20 protein-coding genes are annotated in these 15,061 nt (G+C 72.0%); all 20 read right to left on the bottom strand.

Annotation, left to right across the window (positions count from 1 at the left end):
• Window positions 1-31: 31 nt before the first annotated feature.
• Window positions 32-1,078: a chemotaxis-specific protein-glutamate methyltransferase CheB gene (cheB, locus tag VFG42_RS18915; RefSeq protein WP_324910332.1), complete on the bottom strand. Its 1,047-nt coding sequence runs from the start codon at window positions 1,076-1,078 to the stop codon at window positions 32-34.
• Window positions 1,079-1,096: 18 nt separating this feature from the next.
• The gene (locus tag VFG42_RS18910; protein WP_324910331.1) at window positions 1,097-1,576 is read right to left on the bottom strand and encodes a chemotaxis protein CheW; all 480 of its coding nucleotides are present in this window, start codon (window positions 1,574-1,576) and stop codon (window positions 1,097-1,099) included.
• A gap of 101 nt (window positions 1,577-1,677) precedes the next feature.
• On the bottom strand, window positions 1,678-1,887 hold the full coding sequence (locus tag VFG42_RS18905; protein WP_324910330.1) for a flagellar FlbD family protein: 210 nt from the start codon (window positions 1,885-1,887) through the stop codon (window positions 1,678-1,680).
• A 116-nt stretch (window positions 1,888-2,003) separates the two neighbouring features.
• Window positions 2,004-2,849: a flagellar hook-basal body complex protein gene (locus VFG42_RS18900; RefSeq protein ID WP_349260435.1), complete on the bottom strand. Its 846-nt coding sequence runs from the start codon at window positions 2,847-2,849 to the stop codon at window positions 2,004-2,006.
• 89 nt (window positions 2,850-2,938) lie between these two features.
• Entirely contained in the window at window positions 2,939-3,355 is a 417-nt protein-coding gene (locus VFG42_RS18895) for a TIGR02530 family flagellar biosynthesis protein (RefSeq protein ID WP_324910328.1), read from the bottom strand.
• A gap of 6 nt (window positions 3,356-3,361) precedes the next feature.
• Complete coding sequence (locus tag VFG42_RS18890; protein WP_324910327.1) at window positions 3,362-3,868, bottom strand: flagellar hook capping FlgD N-terminal domain-containing protein; 507 nt, start codon at window positions 3,866-3,868, stop codon at window positions 3,362-3,364.
• Between the two features lie 27 nt (window positions 3,869-3,895).
• Window positions 3,896-5,179 (bottom strand): flagellar hook-length control protein FliK, encoded by a 1,284-nt coding sequence (locus tag VFG42_RS18885; protein ID WP_324910326.1) that lies wholly within the window; start codon window positions 5,177-5,179, stop codon window positions 3,896-3,898.
• Entirely contained in the window at window positions 5,180-5,914 is a 735-nt protein-coding gene (locus VFG42_RS18880; RefSeq protein ID WP_324910325.1) for a lytic transglycosylase domain-containing protein, read from the bottom strand.
• Complete coding sequence (gene fliJ / locus VFG42_RS18875) at window positions 5,911-6,363, bottom strand: flagellar export protein FliJ (RefSeq protein ID WP_324910324.1); 453 nt, start codon at window positions 6,361-6,363, stop codon at window positions 5,911-5,913. Before fliJ ends, VFG42_RS18880 begins: the two co-directional genes overlap by 4 nt.
• Window positions 6,364-6,510: 147 nt before the next feature.
• The gene (locus VFG42_RS18870; RefSeq protein ID WP_324910323.1) at window positions 6,511-7,968 is read right to left on the bottom strand and encodes a FliI/YscN family ATPase; all 1,458 of its coding nucleotides are present in this window, start codon (window positions 7,966-7,968) and stop codon (window positions 6,511-6,513) included.
• A complete protein-coding gene (locus tag VFG42_RS18865) occupies window positions 7,958-8,563 on the bottom strand; it encodes a FliH/SctL family protein (protein WP_324910322.1) in 606 nt (201 codons plus the stop codon). The genes VFG42_RS18870 and VFG42_RS18865 overlap by 11 nt, the downstream gene beginning before the upstream one ends.
• A complete protein-coding gene (fliG, locus tag VFG42_RS18860; RefSeq protein WP_324910321.1) occupies window positions 8,563-9,603 on the bottom strand; it encodes a flagellar motor switch protein FliG in 1,041 nt (346 codons plus the stop codon). The genes VFG42_RS18865 and fliG overlap by 1 nt, the downstream gene beginning before the upstream one ends.
• A complete protein-coding gene (gene fliF, locus VFG42_RS18855; RefSeq protein WP_324910320.1) occupies window positions 9,600-11,156 on the bottom strand; it encodes a flagellar basal-body MS-ring/collar protein FliF in 1,557 nt (518 codons plus the stop codon). The genes fliG and fliF overlap by 4 nt, the downstream gene beginning before the upstream one ends.
• A gap of 33 nt (window positions 11,157-11,189) precedes the next feature.
• On the bottom strand, window positions 11,190-11,534 hold the full coding sequence (fliE, locus tag VFG42_RS18850) for a flagellar hook-basal body complex protein FliE (protein WP_324910319.1): 345 nt from the start codon (window positions 11,532-11,534) through the stop codon (window positions 11,190-11,192).
• On the bottom strand, window positions 11,534-11,977 hold the full coding sequence (gene flgC / locus VFG42_RS18845) for a flagellar basal body rod protein FlgC (protein WP_324910318.1): 444 nt from the start codon (window positions 11,975-11,977) through the stop codon (window positions 11,534-11,536). The genes fliE and flgC overlap by 1 nt, the downstream gene beginning before the upstream one ends.
• Complete coding sequence (gene flgB / locus VFG42_RS18840; protein WP_324910317.1) at window positions 11,977-12,333, bottom strand: flagellar basal body rod protein FlgB; 357 nt, start codon at window positions 12,331-12,333, stop codon at window positions 11,977-11,979. Before flgB ends, flgC begins: the two co-directional genes overlap by 1 nt.
• Before the next feature lie 146 nt (window positions 12,334-12,479).
• Window positions 12,480-12,803 carry a hypothetical protein gene (locus VFG42_RS18835; protein WP_324910316.1) on the bottom strand — a complete coding sequence of 108 codons (324 nt, stop codon included), beginning with the start codon at window positions 12,801-12,803 and terminating at the stop codon, window positions 12,480-12,482.
• The gene (fliS, locus tag VFG42_RS18830; RefSeq protein WP_324910315.1) at window positions 12,800-13,192 is read right to left on the bottom strand and encodes a flagellar export chaperone FliS; all 393 of its coding nucleotides are present in this window, start codon (window positions 13,190-13,192) and stop codon (window positions 12,800-12,802) included. Before fliS ends, VFG42_RS18835 begins: the two co-directional genes overlap by 4 nt.
• Window positions 13,193-13,229: 37 nt before the next feature.
• Window positions 13,230-14,603 (bottom strand): flagellar filament capping protein FliD, encoded by a 1,374-nt coding sequence (fliD, locus tag VFG42_RS18825; RefSeq protein ID WP_324910314.1) that lies wholly within the window; start codon window positions 14,601-14,603, stop codon window positions 13,230-13,232.
• 10 nt (window positions 14,604-14,613) lie between these two features.
• A complete protein-coding gene (locus tag VFG42_RS18820; protein ID WP_324910313.1) occupies window positions 14,614-15,060 on the bottom strand; it encodes a hypothetical protein in 447 nt (148 codons plus the stop codon).
• Between the last annotated feature and the right edge of the window lies 1 nt (window position 15,061).

The following is a 15,061-nucleotide window of genomic DNA, read 5'->3' as shown; positions in this document are numbered from 1 at the left end:
CAGGCCCCCCGCTTGCGAGCCGCTGGGCGAGTCATGCGGCAACCTCGTCGGCGATCGCGGCCGCCAGCTGCCCCAGCGGCACGACGACGTCGGCCAGCCGCGCCTCGACGATCGCGCGCGGCATGCCGTAGACGGTGCAGGAGGACTCGGCCTCGGCGATGATCCGGCCGCCGCGGGCCCGCACCTCGCGGGCGCCCTCGAGGCCGTCCTTGCCCATGCCGGTCATGACGACCAGCACCAGGCGCTCGCCGTAGATCCGCGCGGCGTCGGCGATCGTCAGGTCCGCGCGCGGGCGCAGGCCGCCGATCGCCGCCTCGTCGGAGAGGCGGGCGACGCCGTCGTCGCCGAGGCGCAGGTGCGAGCCGCCCGGGGCGAGGATCAGCGTGTCGGGCCGCAGCGCCTCGCCGCCGGCGGCCTCGACCACCGACAGCTTGCCGCCGCGGTCCAGCCGCTGGGCCAGCGAGGCGGTGAAGCCCGCGGGCATGTGCTGGACGATCATGCCGCCGGCGCCCAGGGGCGACGGCAGGTCCGGGATCAGCTCGGCCAGCGCGCGCGGGCCGCCGGTCGAGGTGGCGATCAGGACCACCTTCTTGGTCCGGGCCGACGCGCGGCGGGGGCGCGGCGCGCGGGCCGGGGCGGCGGCCAGGACGGCCTTGGGGGCCGCGGAGGACGCCGCCGCGGTGACCTTCTCGCGCAGCGCGCTGACGAAGGACTCCAGCGGCTCGCCGAAGGCGGGCTTGGCGACGAGGTCGAACGCGCCCTCGGCGAGCGCGTCGACGGCACGGGCGCCGTGGGCGGGCGAGAAGGCCGAGACCACGACGACCGGCAGCGAGGAGCGCTCGCCGCGCAGCGCGCGCAGAACGCCGATCCCGTCCATGCCGGGCATGGCGAGATCGAGGGTCATGGCGTCGGGGCGCAGCTCGCGGTAGAGCGAGAGCGCCTCGTCGCCGTCGGCGGCCTCCCCGACGACCTCGAACCCCGCGTCGCGCAGCGCCTGCGTGAGCAGGCGCCGCATGAACGTGGAGTCGTCGGCGACGAGGATCCGGGACGGCTTGGCGGTGCGGGCGGCGGCGAGCACGACTGGACCGGCTCTCGGCTAGGCGGCGACGCGCACGTCGTCGACGACCTCGGCGGCCTCGACGTTCAGCGCGTCGGTGGCCGCTCCGACGATCCCCTCGGGATCGAGCAGGACCACCAGGCGGTCGCCGATCTTGGCGATGCCGTCGATGCCGCGGCCGCCGGCCGTGGGGGCCTCGTCGAGCTGCTCGCCGTCGATCGTGATGACCTCCTCGACGTCGTCGACGACGACGCCCGCCATGTCCTCGGCGGTCTCGACGATCACGATCTTGGCCTCGCTGACGTCGGCGTGCTCGACGCCCAGGCGCGTGGCCAGGTCGTAGACCGGCAGGATCTTGCCGCGCAGCGAGATCACGCCACGGACGCTGGGGTCCGAGGAGGCCACCGAGCGCGGCTCGGTGAAGCGGATGATCTCGTGGACCTGCGTGATGGGAAGCGCGTACTCCTCCTCGCCGAGCGAGAAGACCACGAGCTGGCGTGAGAGGGTCTCTTCAGGCATGAAAGCTCCAAGTGGGAAGGTCTGTCTGCCCGGTGATCGACCGTCCCGGAGGGCGCTTGAGACGCCTCGCGGACACATCCCCCGGCGGGGGGAGGCTCCTGTCAGCGCGCGAGGCGGAGCGCGCGCGCCATCACGTCGACGCGCCAGTCGCGGATCTTGCGGACGACCTCGTCGACCGACTCGGTCACGGCGATCCGCTGACCGGTCGTGAGCGTGACGTGGCAGTCCGGCGAGGCGTCGATGCGCTCGATCAGGTCGACGTTGAGCTGGAACGGCTCGCGGGAGGTGGACAGCTTGTGCAGCTCGATCATGGAAGAGATGGTGAGGGTCGTCAACGACGTATCGAGACCGCGGCGCGCCCGCCCGCGCGGATGCCCTCCGCATCCGCACGGGCGGCCACGCCGCGGTCTCGTGAGCTTCAGGCGCGCTAGCGCTTGAGGTTGACCAGCTGCTCCAGCATCTCGTCGGCCGTCGTGATGACCTTCGAGTTGGCCTGGAAGCCGCGCTGGGCGACGATCAGGTTCGTGAACTCGCTGGCGAGGTCCACGTTGGACATCTCCAGCGTGCCGCCGATCGTCTGCCCGAACGTCTTGCCGTCCGGCGTGCCGACCAGCTCCGTGCCCGCCGCGGGGGCCGCGGCCCAGCGGTTGCCGGACAGGCGCATCAGGCCCTCGTCGTTGGGGAACTTGGCCAGCGAGAGGACGCCCGCGGTCGTGCGGGTGCCGCCGCCGTCGGGGATGTAGGTGACCTCGCCGTTGGTGCCGACCGCGATCGAGGTGGCGCCCTGCGGGATCTGGATGAAGGTGTCGGAGGCCGGCGTCGTGGTCGTGTCGCGGCCCATCACGTAGTAGCCCTCGGGCGTGGTCAGGTAGCCCTGGTCGTTGGTGATGAAGTTGCCGGCGCGCGTGTAGTTCAGCTCGTTCGGCATCGTGGCCGGCGTCGTCGACGGGTCGCCGAGGCCGACGCGGAAGAACCCGTCGCCCTGGATCGCGACGTCCAGCGGCTTGCCCGTGTTCTGCATCGAGCCGTCGCTCATGACCGAGTCGATCGAGCCCAGCTGCACGCCGAGGCCGACCTGCGCCGAGTTCGTGCCGCCGGTGTTGGGGCCCTCGGCGGAGCCGCCGTAGAGCGTCTGCTGCAGCTGGTCCTTGAACGTCACGCGCGACGACTTGTAGCCGACCGTGTTGACGTTCGCGAGGTTGTTGGAGACCACGTCCAGCATCGTCTGGTGGGTCTGCAGGCCGGAGATGGCCGAGTACATGCCGCGGATCATTGGGGGAGGTTCCTCTTTCGAGTCCTCCGGCTTCCCCTAGGGAGGGGTCCAGCCGGGGTGGTGGGGGTTGGCGTCCTTGCCGCTTCGCCCTAGGCGATGACGGCGCTGTCGATGTTCGTGAACACGTGGTCCTTCATCTGGTCCTTGCCGACGGCCGTGACGACCGTGCGGTTGGTGACCGAGACCACGAAGGCCTTGTCGTCCACGAGGACCACCGCGTCGCGGGCGCCCTTGCCCGCGGCACGATCGACCCCGTCCTGGAGCCGCTGCATCGTCGACGGGTCGACGGTGAGCTGGCGGCGCTCCAGGCGCTGGACGGCGTGCTTGCTGAACGTGACGGGCTTCGTGCCCGCCGTGTCCCTGAGAACGTCCGCGAACGCCGGACCTTGAGGCGTCTGGACGGATGGCCGGACCGGCTGGGTCCGGGCGCGCACGGCCCCGGCCCCATCCGGACCGGCCGAGATGCCGGGCGGGACGAGCGCCGGGTTGAAGGGGGTGCCGGACATGGCGCGCTACGGGGTCGTCGTGCCCGACGCGTCGGTGCCCGAGGCGTCCGTGCCGGTGCCGGTGTCGCCCGTGCCGCCGGTGGTCGGGTCGGTGCCCGTGCCGGTGCCGGTGGTGTCGCTGTGCGGCCGGACCGAGACGACCGTGTCGGGGTCGACGCCGGTCATGCCGCCGACCGTCAGCCGGACGGTGGAGCCGGACATCTGCACGCTGTCGACCGTGCCCGAGTAGGCGGTGTTGCCCTCGACGAACGTCACGTCCTTGCCGATCATCTGCGTGGCGTTGGACTTGGACTGCGCGATGACCATGTTGGTGATCTGCTCGACCTGGGTCATCATCGAGATGGTCTGGAAGTACTGGTTGGGGTCCTGGCCGGAGTTGGGGTCCTGGTTGCTCAGCTGCGCGGTGAGCATCTTCAGGAACCCGTTCTTGTCCAGCGTGTCGCTGGGCCCGGTCTGGGACTGGTTGTACGCCGGGTTGGTGTACATGTTGCCGATGGCGCTTGCGCTGCTCATGAGGGTCCGTCCTCTCGCCGTGGAGGTCTACGCCGTGACGTCGACGAGCGTGCTCGTCGCGGTCAGCGGGGCGTCGGTGATGGTCAGCTCGTCCTGCGCGACGACCTCGTCGTCGTCGTCGGAGAGCCCGTAGGAAGACGCGGCCCCGGAGGAGCCGCTCCGCGCCTGGCCGGCGTCGCCCTGGTTGGCGAAGCCGCCGTCCTGGCCGGCGCCGAGCTGGAGGTCGAGGCTCTGCAGCTGCACGCCGCGGTCCTCGAGCAGGCGGCGCAGCTCGTTGCCCGCCTGCTGGAGGGCGTCGAGGCCGGCCTGGTCGTGGGCGGCGATCGTCGCGACGAGGCCGTCGCGCGTGGTGCGCAGGTGCACGTCGACCTGGCCCAGCGCCTCGGGCTTGAGCTGCAGCGTGGCGCGCGCCTGGCCGGAGCGGGTGGCCGCGATGCGGACCAGCTCCTGGACGCGCTCGGCGGTCTGCACGACCGAGGCCCTGGTCAGCTGCTGGGCGCCGGACGCCGTCGGCACCTGCGTGAGCGCGGTGGCGGCGGGCTGGGCCTGGGCGACGGTCGGCGCGGGCTGCGCCGGGGGCGCGGCGGCGGTCGGCGCGTCGGCGCCGGCCGGCGCGTTCGACGAGGCGGCCGCCGCCGCGTCGGCGGTCGGCGGCAGCGTCGGGGCGGGCGGCAGGCCCTGCTGGGCGCCGCCGTGCTGGTTGGAGTCCTTGCCGGGGTGGCCGCCCGCGTGGGCCTGGCCCTTGGCGTCGAGCAGCTCGGGCGGGAGCTGGAGCTTGCCGTCGGCGGCGCCCGCGGCGCCCGGCCCGTCGGCGCCCGGCGCCTGCTGGGCCAGGACGGCCTGCGGATCCAGCGGCAGGCCGTCGGGGCCGAGCCCGGACGGCCCCGCGGTCGCCCCGGCGCCGCCGCCGGTGGCCGGCGTCGTGGGCGTCGTGGGCGCGAGCGGCTGCTGGGCCTGGGCGGCCGCGTTGGGATCGGCCGTCGGCGTCGCCGACGCCTGGTCCCGCGCGTCGGCCGCGGGCTGCCGCTCATCGGGCGACGACGTCTTGGTCGGCGCGGCGTCGTCGGCCTCGGGCTTGGACGCCGTCGCGTCCTTGACCTGGTCGTCGTCGCGGTCCGGACGCGACGCCGTGTCGCGGCGCGTGTCCTGGGGCCGGGTCTTGGGGCCTTCCGCATGTGCGGTCCGGGCCGTGCTCTGGGTGAGGAGAGCGGCGAAGTCGCCGCCCGCGCCGGTCGGTGGGGAGGCGCCGACGCTCTTGGGAAGCGCCGTGCCTGCCCTCGCCGTCGGCGGCGAGATGGGGAGGGAGGACATCTAGATCGTGCTGTAGTCGAGGGAGCCGGACGTGGAAGAGGAGGTGTCGCCGCCGGTGCCGGTGGCGCTGAGCAGGCCGGCGGCCGAGAGCGGGGTCGTCGTCGGGGGCACCGCGCCGGCGGTCGCGGCCGTCGTCGCGCCGGTGCCGCGATACTCGGCGGCGTAGCCGAGGATGTTCTTGACGTAGTTCTGGGTCTCGGCGTAGGGCGGGATCCCGCCGAACTTGGCGACCGCGCCCGGGCCGGCGTTGTAGGCCGCCAGCGCCTTGGAGGCGTCGCCGCCGAAGCGATCCAGCTGCTGCTTGAGGTACTTGGCGCCGCCCTCGATCGCCTGCGCGGGATCGGTCGGGTCGGTGACGCCCAGCGACGCGGCGGTGCCCGGCATCAGCTGCGTGAGGCCCTGGGCCCCGACCGGCGAGCGCGCGCTCGGGTTGAAGTTGGACTCCTGGCGGATCAACCCCTTCAACAACGCGGGGTCGATGCCGTACTTGGTCGCCGCGGCGGTGATCTGGCCGTCGTACTGCGTCGGCGTGCCGCCGCCCAGCGCCGTGGGCGTGGCGCTCGTCGCCGCCGTGGCGGTGGACGCGGTGGTGCCCTGCGCGGCGGCCAGCTGGTCGGCGAAGCTCGTCGACGACGTGGACGCGGACGCCGCGGCGTCGGTCGACCCGGAGCCTTCCAGCGACGCGATCTGCGCCTGGATGGCGGCCATGCGCTGGCCGATCAGCTCGATGCTCACGCCGCCATCCTCCGGGCGTGCATCTGCAGCGCCATCTCGTCCAGGCGCTCGGACTCGACGCGCTCGGACTCCAGGCGATGCTCCTCGCGCTGGCGCTCCTCGAGCTTGTCGAGGACCTCGCGGGCCTGGCTGGCCTTGGCCAGCTCGGAGCGGCGGGTCTGCAGCTCGGTCTCGTAGTTGCGCATCCGCAGCTGGGCGTCGACGCGATCGTGCTCGAGCCGCTCGACCCACGCCTGGCGGGCGACGAGCGACGCGCCGGTCAGCGGGCCGAGACCCGGCGAGAGCACGCCCGACTGGGCGTCGCGCAGCCGCGACTCCGCGGCGCGCAGGACCGCCTCGCCGCGCACCCTCGCGCTGAGGCTGGCCGCGAAGCGCTCCTTCGCCTGGTCCTCGTCGTGCGCGCGGATCTCGCGCACACGCTGAAGGCCGAATCGGAAGGGAGCGGACATCTCGTTCTGGGTGGTCGGTCGGTTCGGGGCTTGATGAAGGGCGTTGGACGACTGTCGGACAGCGGGGAGCACTCGCCTGACGGCTCGTGCTCCCTTGCGAGATTTCGCCTGGCGGCGAAACTCGCGACTGCTGAGGGACCAGCGCATCTAGACGGCCAGGTTCAGCGGGGGGATGGCGGACGGGCCGGTGGCCGCGGCCGCGGGCTGCGCGACCGCCGAGGGCTCCTGCATGGACGCCGCCAGGTCGCCGACCGACACCTCGGTGATGCCGACCGTGCGCAGCAGCAGGTCGTCGGCGTCGGGGCCGGGGACGGCCTCGTCGGGACGCTGCTTGAGGAAGCCGTCGATCGAGTCCTTCAGGTCGATCGCCATGTCGGTGACCGGGTCGCTGCCGCGCTCGTAGGCGCCGATCGCGATCAGGTCCTTCTTGTCGCGGTAGGCGGCCAGCAGCGAGCGCAGGCGCGTCGCGCCCTCGCGGACGTCGGGCGTCATGATCTCGCCCTCCAGCCGGGACACCGACTGCAGCACGTCGATCGCCGGGTAGTGGCCGGCGTGCGCGAGCTGGCGCGTCAGGACGATGTGGCCGTCGAGGATCGAGCGGACCGCGTCGGCGATCGGCTCGTTCATGTCGTCGCCGTCGACCAACACGGTGTACAATGCGGTGATCGACCCGTGCGGGCTCGTGCCGGAGCGCTCCAGCAGCTTGGGCAGCAGCGCGAAGACCGACGGCGTGTAGCCGCGCGTGGCGGGCGGCTCGCCGATCGCCAGGCCGACCTCGCGCTGGGCCATCGCGAAGCGCGTGACCGAGTCCATCATCAACATGACGTCGTGGCCCTGGTCGCGGAAGTGCTCCGCGACGGCCGTCGCCGTCAGCGCCGCCTTGATGCGCACGAGCGCGGGCTGGTCGGAGGTCGCGACGATCACGACCGAGCGCTCGATCGCCGGGCCCAGGTCGCGCTCGATGAACTCCACGACCTCGCGGCCGCGCTCGCCGACCAGGCAGATGACGTTGATGTCGGCCGACGTCGAGCGGGCGATCATCCCCAACAACGAGGACTTGCCCACGCCGGAGCCGGCGAAGATGCCCAGGCGCTGGCCGCGGCCGCAGGGCACGAGCGCGTCGAGCGCGCGCACGCCGAGCGTCACGCGCTCGGTGATCCGCGGGCGCGACAGCGGCGACGGCGGCGCCCCGGAGATCGGGCGCTGCGGGAGGTCGTCCAGCGAGCCGCGGTCGTCCATCGGGTTGCCGAGGCCGTCGAGCACGCGGCCGAGCAGGTGGTCGCCGATCGGCACCGAGACCTGACGGCCGGTGGCGGTGACGACGTCGCCCGGGCCGATGCCGTGCATCTCACCCAAGGGCATCAACAAGGTCCGTCCCGAGCGGAAGCCGACGACCTCCGCGGGGATCGTGGTGTAGGCGCCGGTCTGCGCGTCGCGACCGGTGCGCACGTCGCAGACTTCTCCGATCTCGGCTTCCAGGCCGGTCGCCTCGATCGTCAGGCCGATCAGGTCCATGACGCGCCCGTGGCGGCGGTGCAGATCCGCGCGCGAGATCGCGCGCCCCAGCTCCTCCAGGCGGTCGACGATCAGGGCTTCAGCCGACACGCAGCTCGTCCTCGAGGACCTTGCGCGCGGAGGCCAGCTTGGTGGCGAGCGTCGCGTCGACCTCGCCCTCGGTCGTGCGCACGACCGCGCCGCCGCGCCCGACGCGGCGCTCGGCCTGCACGTCGCAGTGCTCGATGCCGCCCAGCTCGGCGACCAGCGTCTCGGACGCGGTGCGCACCAGCTCGAGGTCCTCGGGGTTGACGAGGATCGTCACGCGGTCGCGCTCGGCCAGGCGCCGCAGCGCGCCGCGCACGACGTCGACGACGACCTCCGGCTGGGCGGCGACCGCGGCGCCGATCGCCTGCTCGGCGATCCGCAGCGCGAGGTCGACGGCGGCGGGCTCGACCGCGGCGACGACGCGCTCGCGCTCGGCGGCGACCGCCGCGACGGCGGCCTGCAGGGCGGCGACGCCCGACGCCATCTGCGCCTGGGCCTCGATCAGCCCGGCCTGGAAGCCGGCCTCGTGCCCGGCCGCGCGCGCGGCCTCGGCCTCGGCGGCCAGGTCGATCTCGGGCTCCGGCGCGACGGCCTCCGGGGCGACGAACGTCGGCGCCTCGGGCAGCGCCTCCAACGTGGGGAACGCGAAGTCCTGCATCAGATGATGTCGTCCTCGGACGCCTCGCCGTCCTCGCCGCCACGACCGATCGTGATCGCGCCCGCGTCCTCCAGGCGGCGGATCGCGCCGACGATGCGCGACTGCGCCTCCTCGACCACGGAGCGCCGCTGCGGCTTGCCGGTGTCCAGGTCCTCCTGGAGCATCTCGGCGCCGCGCGTGGACATGTTGCGGAAGATGGTGTCCTTGACCTCGTCGTTGACGCCGCGCAGCGCCAGCCCGAGGTCCTTCTGGTCGACCTCGCGCAGCAGCAGCTGGATGTCGCGGTCGTTGAGGACGACGATGTCGTCGAAGGTGAAGAGCTTCTGGCGGATCTCGTCGGCCAGCTCGCCGTCGGTCTCGGCGATCGCCTCCAGCACCGTGCGCTCTGTGGAGCGGCCGGCGCGGTTGAGCAGCTCGGCCAGCGAGTCGACGCCGCCCGCCTGGGAGAACTCCTGGGTGAGCACGTTGGACAGCTTGAGGCGCAGACCGCGCTCGACGTCCTCGATCACGCCCGGGTTGGTGTCCTCCATCGTCGCGATGCGCATCGCGACGTTGGCCTGGATCTCGGGCGTCAGGCAGCCGAGCACCTTGGCGCCCAGCGTCGTGTGCAGCGACGCCACCACCAGCGCGATCGTCTGCGGCGCCTCGTCGGCGAGGAACGTCGCGATCTGCTCCGGCGGCGTGCGGCGCAGGAAGTCGAACGGGCGCAGCTCCGCCTGGGCGGTGATCTGGCCGAGGATCTCCTCCGCGCGGGTCTCGCCGAGCAGGTGGACCAGGACCTCGCGGGCGAACTGCGGGCCGCCCATCGCGAACTCGTCCTGGGCCTCGAAGCGCTCGGCCAGCTCCTGGACGACCGCGTCCGCGGTCTCGGCCTTGACGCGCCACAGCGACGCCATCTCGGCCGAGATCGCCTCGATCTCGCGCTCGGAGAGGAACTTCAGGATCTCGGCGGCGCGCGTGGTGCCGATCGTGATCAGGAAGACGGCGGCCTTCTGGCGGCCGGTCAGGGCCGACGCGCCGCTGCGCGTCACGACGCTCACTTGTTGTCCTCCGTGACCCACTGGCGGAGGTGCGCGGCGACGCGCTCGGGCTCGTCGTGGATGATGTTGTCCAACTGCTGACGGCGCGGGTCGGCCGTGGCGATCGAGACCTCGCTGGCCGCGGCCGCCGGGTCGAACGTCGGCATCGGCATCAGCTCGGGCTGGGGCTGGGCGGCCTCCAGCGACTTCAGCCAGGCCGGCTCGTCGATCAGCTCGCCGCGCTCGCGGCGCCGCAGGTGGCGGGTGACGAAGAACAGGAACAGCAGCGCGCCGAGGCCGATGCCCGCGCCCTTGAGGATGCCGGAGAAGGCGGCCGGGATCGGGCTGGAGCTCGTCGCCTTGGGCGTCGGCGCGAAGCTCAGGCCCTGCGTGATGTTCAGCGTGTCGCCGCGCGAGGTCTGCAGGCCGGCCGCCGAGGAGATCGTGTTCTTGAGCTGGCTCAGCTGCGTGGCCGACAGCGTCAGCGACTTGTCGGTCATGATCGCGACGTCCATGCGGTTGACCGCGCCGGGCGCCTTCTGCGTCTTGGTGATCGTCTTGTCGACGCCGTTGGTGACCTCGGTCGACTTGTTCTTGTAGTCGTTCTTGCCGCCGCTGGTGCCGCCGCCGGCCGCGACCTGGTTGGGCAGGTTGGACGACGCGCCGGTCGTGCCGCCGCTGACGGCGCCCGTGCCCTTGAGCGTCTCGGTCTGCGTCTTCTCGGCCAGCGGGACGACGTTCTTCTTGTTGCCGTAGGTGACCGACTGCAGGTCGGTCTGGTCGACGTTGAGGTCGGAGTTGACGACGACCTGCGCCTTGTTCGGGCCCAGCGTGCGGTCCAGCAGCGCCTGCAGGCTCGCGGTCTTGACCGCGTTGAAGCGAGCCTCGGCCGCGGTCTTGGACGGCAGCGTGCCGCCCGAGCCGTCGCCGCCGGCGCCGTCGCCCATCGGCCACAGCATCGTGCCGCTGCCGTCGGTGATCGTCACGTTGGCGGCCTTCAGGTTGGGCACGGCGGAGGCGACGAGGTTGGCGATGCCCTTGACCGACGCGGGGTCCATGCCCGAGGCGTCGCTGGGCAGCAGCACCGCGGCGGTGGCGGGCTGGCTCTCGTCGGCGAAGAGGTTGTCCTGGCCCAGCGTCAGGTTCACGCGCGCGCCCTCGGCGCCCTGGATCTGGCCGATCGTGCTGGCGATCTCGCCCTCCAGGCCGCGCTGGTAGGCGACCTGCTGCTGCTGGCTGGAGGCGCCGAGCTTCTGCTTGTCGAGGATCTCGAAGCCGGGCTGGGTCGACGTCGTGTTCAGGCCCTTGGTGGCCAGCGCGACGTTGGCCTGGGTCTCCTGGCCCTTCTTGACCGCGACGGCGGTGCCGCCGTTCTGCAGCTCGTAGCCGACGCCCGCGGACGTCAGCGCCGCGGTGATCTGCGACGTCTTGGCCGGGTCGACGCCGGTCATCACCGTCGTGTACGACGGCTTGCCCGCCATCTTGACGATGAACAGGGACGCCGCCAGGAAGGCGAGCACGCAACCGGCAAGCGTGAGCTTGCCGCGCAAGGACATGGAGTTGAAGAGAGCCATTGGAGGGAGGGGCTCCAGTTGGAGGGTGTGTGGCTAGACCTGCGTGCGGAAGATTTCTTGGAGGGCCTCGACGCCCTTGGTGCGCAGCTGCGCCGCCAACTGCATCGACAGCTGGGCGCGCTCGACCGCGACGATCGCGGCGGTCGGGTCCGTCGCCGTACCGTCGGCCATCGCACGCGAGGCCGACGCGGCGTCGGTCTGGGACTTCTCGAGCGACCCGAGCTGGTCGGTGAGCAGCTGCCCGAAGTTGCCCGAGGTGCCGGAGGCGGCGCCCGCGCCGGTGGTCGGCGTGCCGTCGAGCGAGCCGACCCCGCCGACGTTCCACTCGCCGGGGGTGGGCGCGATGGCCTTGATCGCCATGGAGGGATCGATCGGCATCAGCGCAGCAGGTCCAAGGTCTTGGTGAACATCGTCTTGGCGGTCTGCATCGCCGTGACGTTGGCCTCGTAGGAGCGCGAGGAGGAGATGAGGTCGGTCATCTCCGTGACCGTGTTGACGTTGGGCATCGTCACGTAGCCGTTCTTGTCGGCGTCGGGATGGCCCGGGTCGTAGATGCGCTTCAGCGGCGAGGAGTCCTCGACGATGCCCGCGACCTTCACGCCGTGCGTCGGCGCGCTGCCGGAGACGCCGGCGAGGATCGACGCGAACGTCGTGCCCTGGTCGCCGGCCTCCTGGAAGACCACTTCCTTGCGGCGGTACGGCTGGCCGTTGGCCGCCTTGGTCGTCTCGGCGTTGGCGAGGTTCTCGGAGACGACGTCCATCCGGACGCGCTCCGCCTGCATGCCGGAGGCCGAGGAGCCGATCGCGTCGAAGAGGCCCATCAGACGGTCCCGATCGCGGACTTGATGATGGCGGTGCGCGTCTTCATGATCTGCGAGACCGCCTCGTAGGTCAGGCCGTTCTTGGCCTGCTCGGCGGCCTCGGTGTCGATGTCGACCGAGCTGCCGTCGGCGCGCATCACCGTCGAGGTGTCGGTGATGGTCTGCGGCTGGACGGCCTCGACGCCGCGCTCGCCCTCGTTCCAGGCCTGGTGCAGCGCGGAGGCGAAGTCCACGTCCTGGCGCCGGTAGCCCGGCGTGTTGACGTTGGCGATGTTCTGCGCGATCGCCTGCTGTCGCAGGGAGCTCCCGGAGAGCGCGCGCTCGAGGCCGATCTGGGTGGTGTCGAACAGTTCCATGGACGTGCGGAGTCGATGGCCCGTCCATGGGCTCTGGGTCAGCCGCCCACCATGGCGGCTCTCCACGGTTCTCGGCCGAACGGTCGCCCGCTTGAGGCCGTCGTCCTCCAAGCGTCCAGCGGCCGACGCCCACGGCGTCGGCGCGGTCAGCCCAGGCCGTTGAACGCGGGACGGCTCATGGCCATCCCGGTGCCGGCCGCGTAGCCGGCGGCCGCGGTGCGGCCGGTGCCGAGGCGGCCGAGCTGGGCGGCCGTCTCGGCCAGGCCCTCGCGCAGCGCGGTGGCCGACAGCGCCTGCAGGCGCAGGGCCTCGCGGATCTCGTCCCGCGCCTCGGGCGGCGCGGTGGGCGGCAACGCGGCGAGCAGGCGCGCGCGGCGCGCGTCGAGCTCGGCGAGGTCCTCCCAGCGGCCGTCGGTGACGAGCGCCAGCTCCTCGCGGAAGAGAGCCACGAGGGCCGCGAAGACGCTCATGCCGAGGCGGGCGCGGCGGCGGCCTGCTCGGCGAGCTTGGCCCACGCCTCGCGCAGCGAGGTCAGCAGCGCCACGACCTGGCCGATCTTCTCGGGGTTGCGCTGGATGCGGCCCTCGATGAGCGTCTTCTTGCAGAAGACGTAGATCGCCTGCAGCCGCTCGGACATCTCCCCGACGTCCATGTTCAGCGTGGCCAGCAGCTCGTCGATGATCGCCTCGCCGCGGCCGAGCTTCTCGAAGCTGTGCAGGAATGCGCCCTCCTTCATGGCGAGCTCCGCCTGGCGGAGGAAGCGCACGGCGCCGTCGTACAGCATCACGACGAGCTGCTCGGGCGACGCGGTGAGCACCGCGGCGTCACGGTAGGCCTGAGGGCTGGCGTAGGGGTTCATGGTGGGGGACTTCCAGGTCTCGAGGAGGGACGTGCGGCTAGGACGAAGAGGAGTTGAGGTACGACGCCAGGCTCGACCCCGCGGAGTTCGACGACTGCAGCGCCGTCTCCATCGCGGTGAACTGCTTCTGCAGGAGCGCCTGCTTGGCGTCCATCCGCGCGTCGAAGTTCGTGAGCTTGGTCTTCAGGTCGGTGAGGTCGGTCGTCGCCGAGGCGATCCGGGCCTGGATCAGGCCGTTCGACCCCTGGTAGTTGGAGAGGATCGAGGCGAAGGCCTGCGAGAAGCCGTTGGTGCCCGACGTGCCGCCCAGCAGCGTCCGGACCGACTGCGGGTCGGCGTCCAGCGCCGCGCGCAGCTTGTCCTCGTCGAGCGTGAGCTTGCCGTCCAGCGAGTCCTGGTTGAGCGTCGCCGACGCCGCGCCGGTGGTGACGCCGATGTCGGTCATCGACTGGTACGGCTTCGCCAGCCCGTCGAGCGCGGTCGACAGCGTCGTGCGGAACTGCGACAGCATCGTCGACAGGCCCGAGTCGCCGAACAGCGTGCCCTTCTGGACGTCGTCGGACGTCGAGGCGTTGACGACCCGCGCGTCGGTGAGGTCGGCGCGCGTCGCGGTGACGACGTCGTTGTAGGCGGTGATGAACGCCTTGACCTTGCTGACGATCGCGTCCTTGTCGGGACCGGGCGAGCCGACGGTCAGGCCGACGGTGTCGGTGCCGCTGGTCTTGCCCTTCAGCGTGATCGTGACGCCGGGCATGGCGTCGGTGATCGTGTTGGTCTGGCGCTCGTAGGTCTTGCCGTTGATCGTGACCTTGGCGTTCAGGCCCGCGACGCGCTCGGTCTGGTCGCCCACGCCGGCACCGCTGACCGCGAAGCCGCTGCTGTCGCCGGTGGTCTTGGAGCTGAGGACCAGGCTGCCGTTGACGTTGACCGCGTAGAGGCCGGACTTCGAGTTGGAGTTGATCGCCCCGACGACCGTGTCGAGGTCGGCGCCCGCCTTGACGTTGACGCTGACGCGCGCGGTGCCGTCGGCGTTGGCGATGTCCAGCGTGCCGTCGGCGGTCGGCGAGACGAAGCCGTAGGTCTGGCGCTCGGCCGTGGCCAGCTGGTTGACCGACACGTCGTAGCCGCCGGGCGCGGCGCCGCCGGTGCGGGTGACCGTGAACTTCGAGGTGTCCGCGGACTCGACCGACTGGGTGTCGAGCCACGTCAGCGCCGACTTGAGGTCGTCGTTGGCGAAGCGCAGCGACGTCAGCTTGGTCGAGATGTCCTGAAGCAGGCTCTGCTTCTTGGTCGTCGCGGCCTGGTCGTTGGTGATCTTCGTCCGCGGGATCTTCTCGATCGTCATCAGCTGATCGATGATCGAGGCGGTGTCGATGCCCGAGACGAGCCCGCTCATCTGGATTCCGGCCATGCGTCCCCTCCTACGCGGCTGGCGCCGGGTCGGGTTCGGTGCCCAGGAGCTCGCCGAGCGAGACGGGCCGCAGCACGCGGCCGTCGTCGTCGACGAGCGAGGCCACCACACGGTTGGTGAGGCGATGCGTGTCGAAGCGCACGCTCTGGCCGCGGTCCGACAGGTCGTCGGCGAGCTGCGCGGCGCGCGTGATGTCGTCCCAGACCTCGTCCGGGATGCGCTCGGGCCCGGTCATGCGACGGCGCCGGGCCTCCGCGAGGTCGAACACCCGCGCGAACTCGCCAGCCGGCGCGGCCTCCTGGGCCGTGCTCGGCTGGGGAACGGCGGAGATGCCGATCCGTCGTGTCGCGTCGATGTCCATGTGCGTCCTTTCGCTGTCCGGCCGGCTCGTCCCTGAGCCGCCTGCTCTCGTCCCTCCGGTCATCGGTGTGCCGGAAAGGGCCTTGAGGTGCGGCATG

The organism is Baekduia sp. (assembly GCF_035685985.1).
GTDB lineage: Bacteria > Actinomycetota > Thermoleophilia > Solirubrobacterales > Solirubrobacteraceae > Baekduia.
The sequence above is the reverse complement of the archived record's forward strand: the minus strand, read 5'-3'. Positions and strand labels throughout refer to the sequence as shown.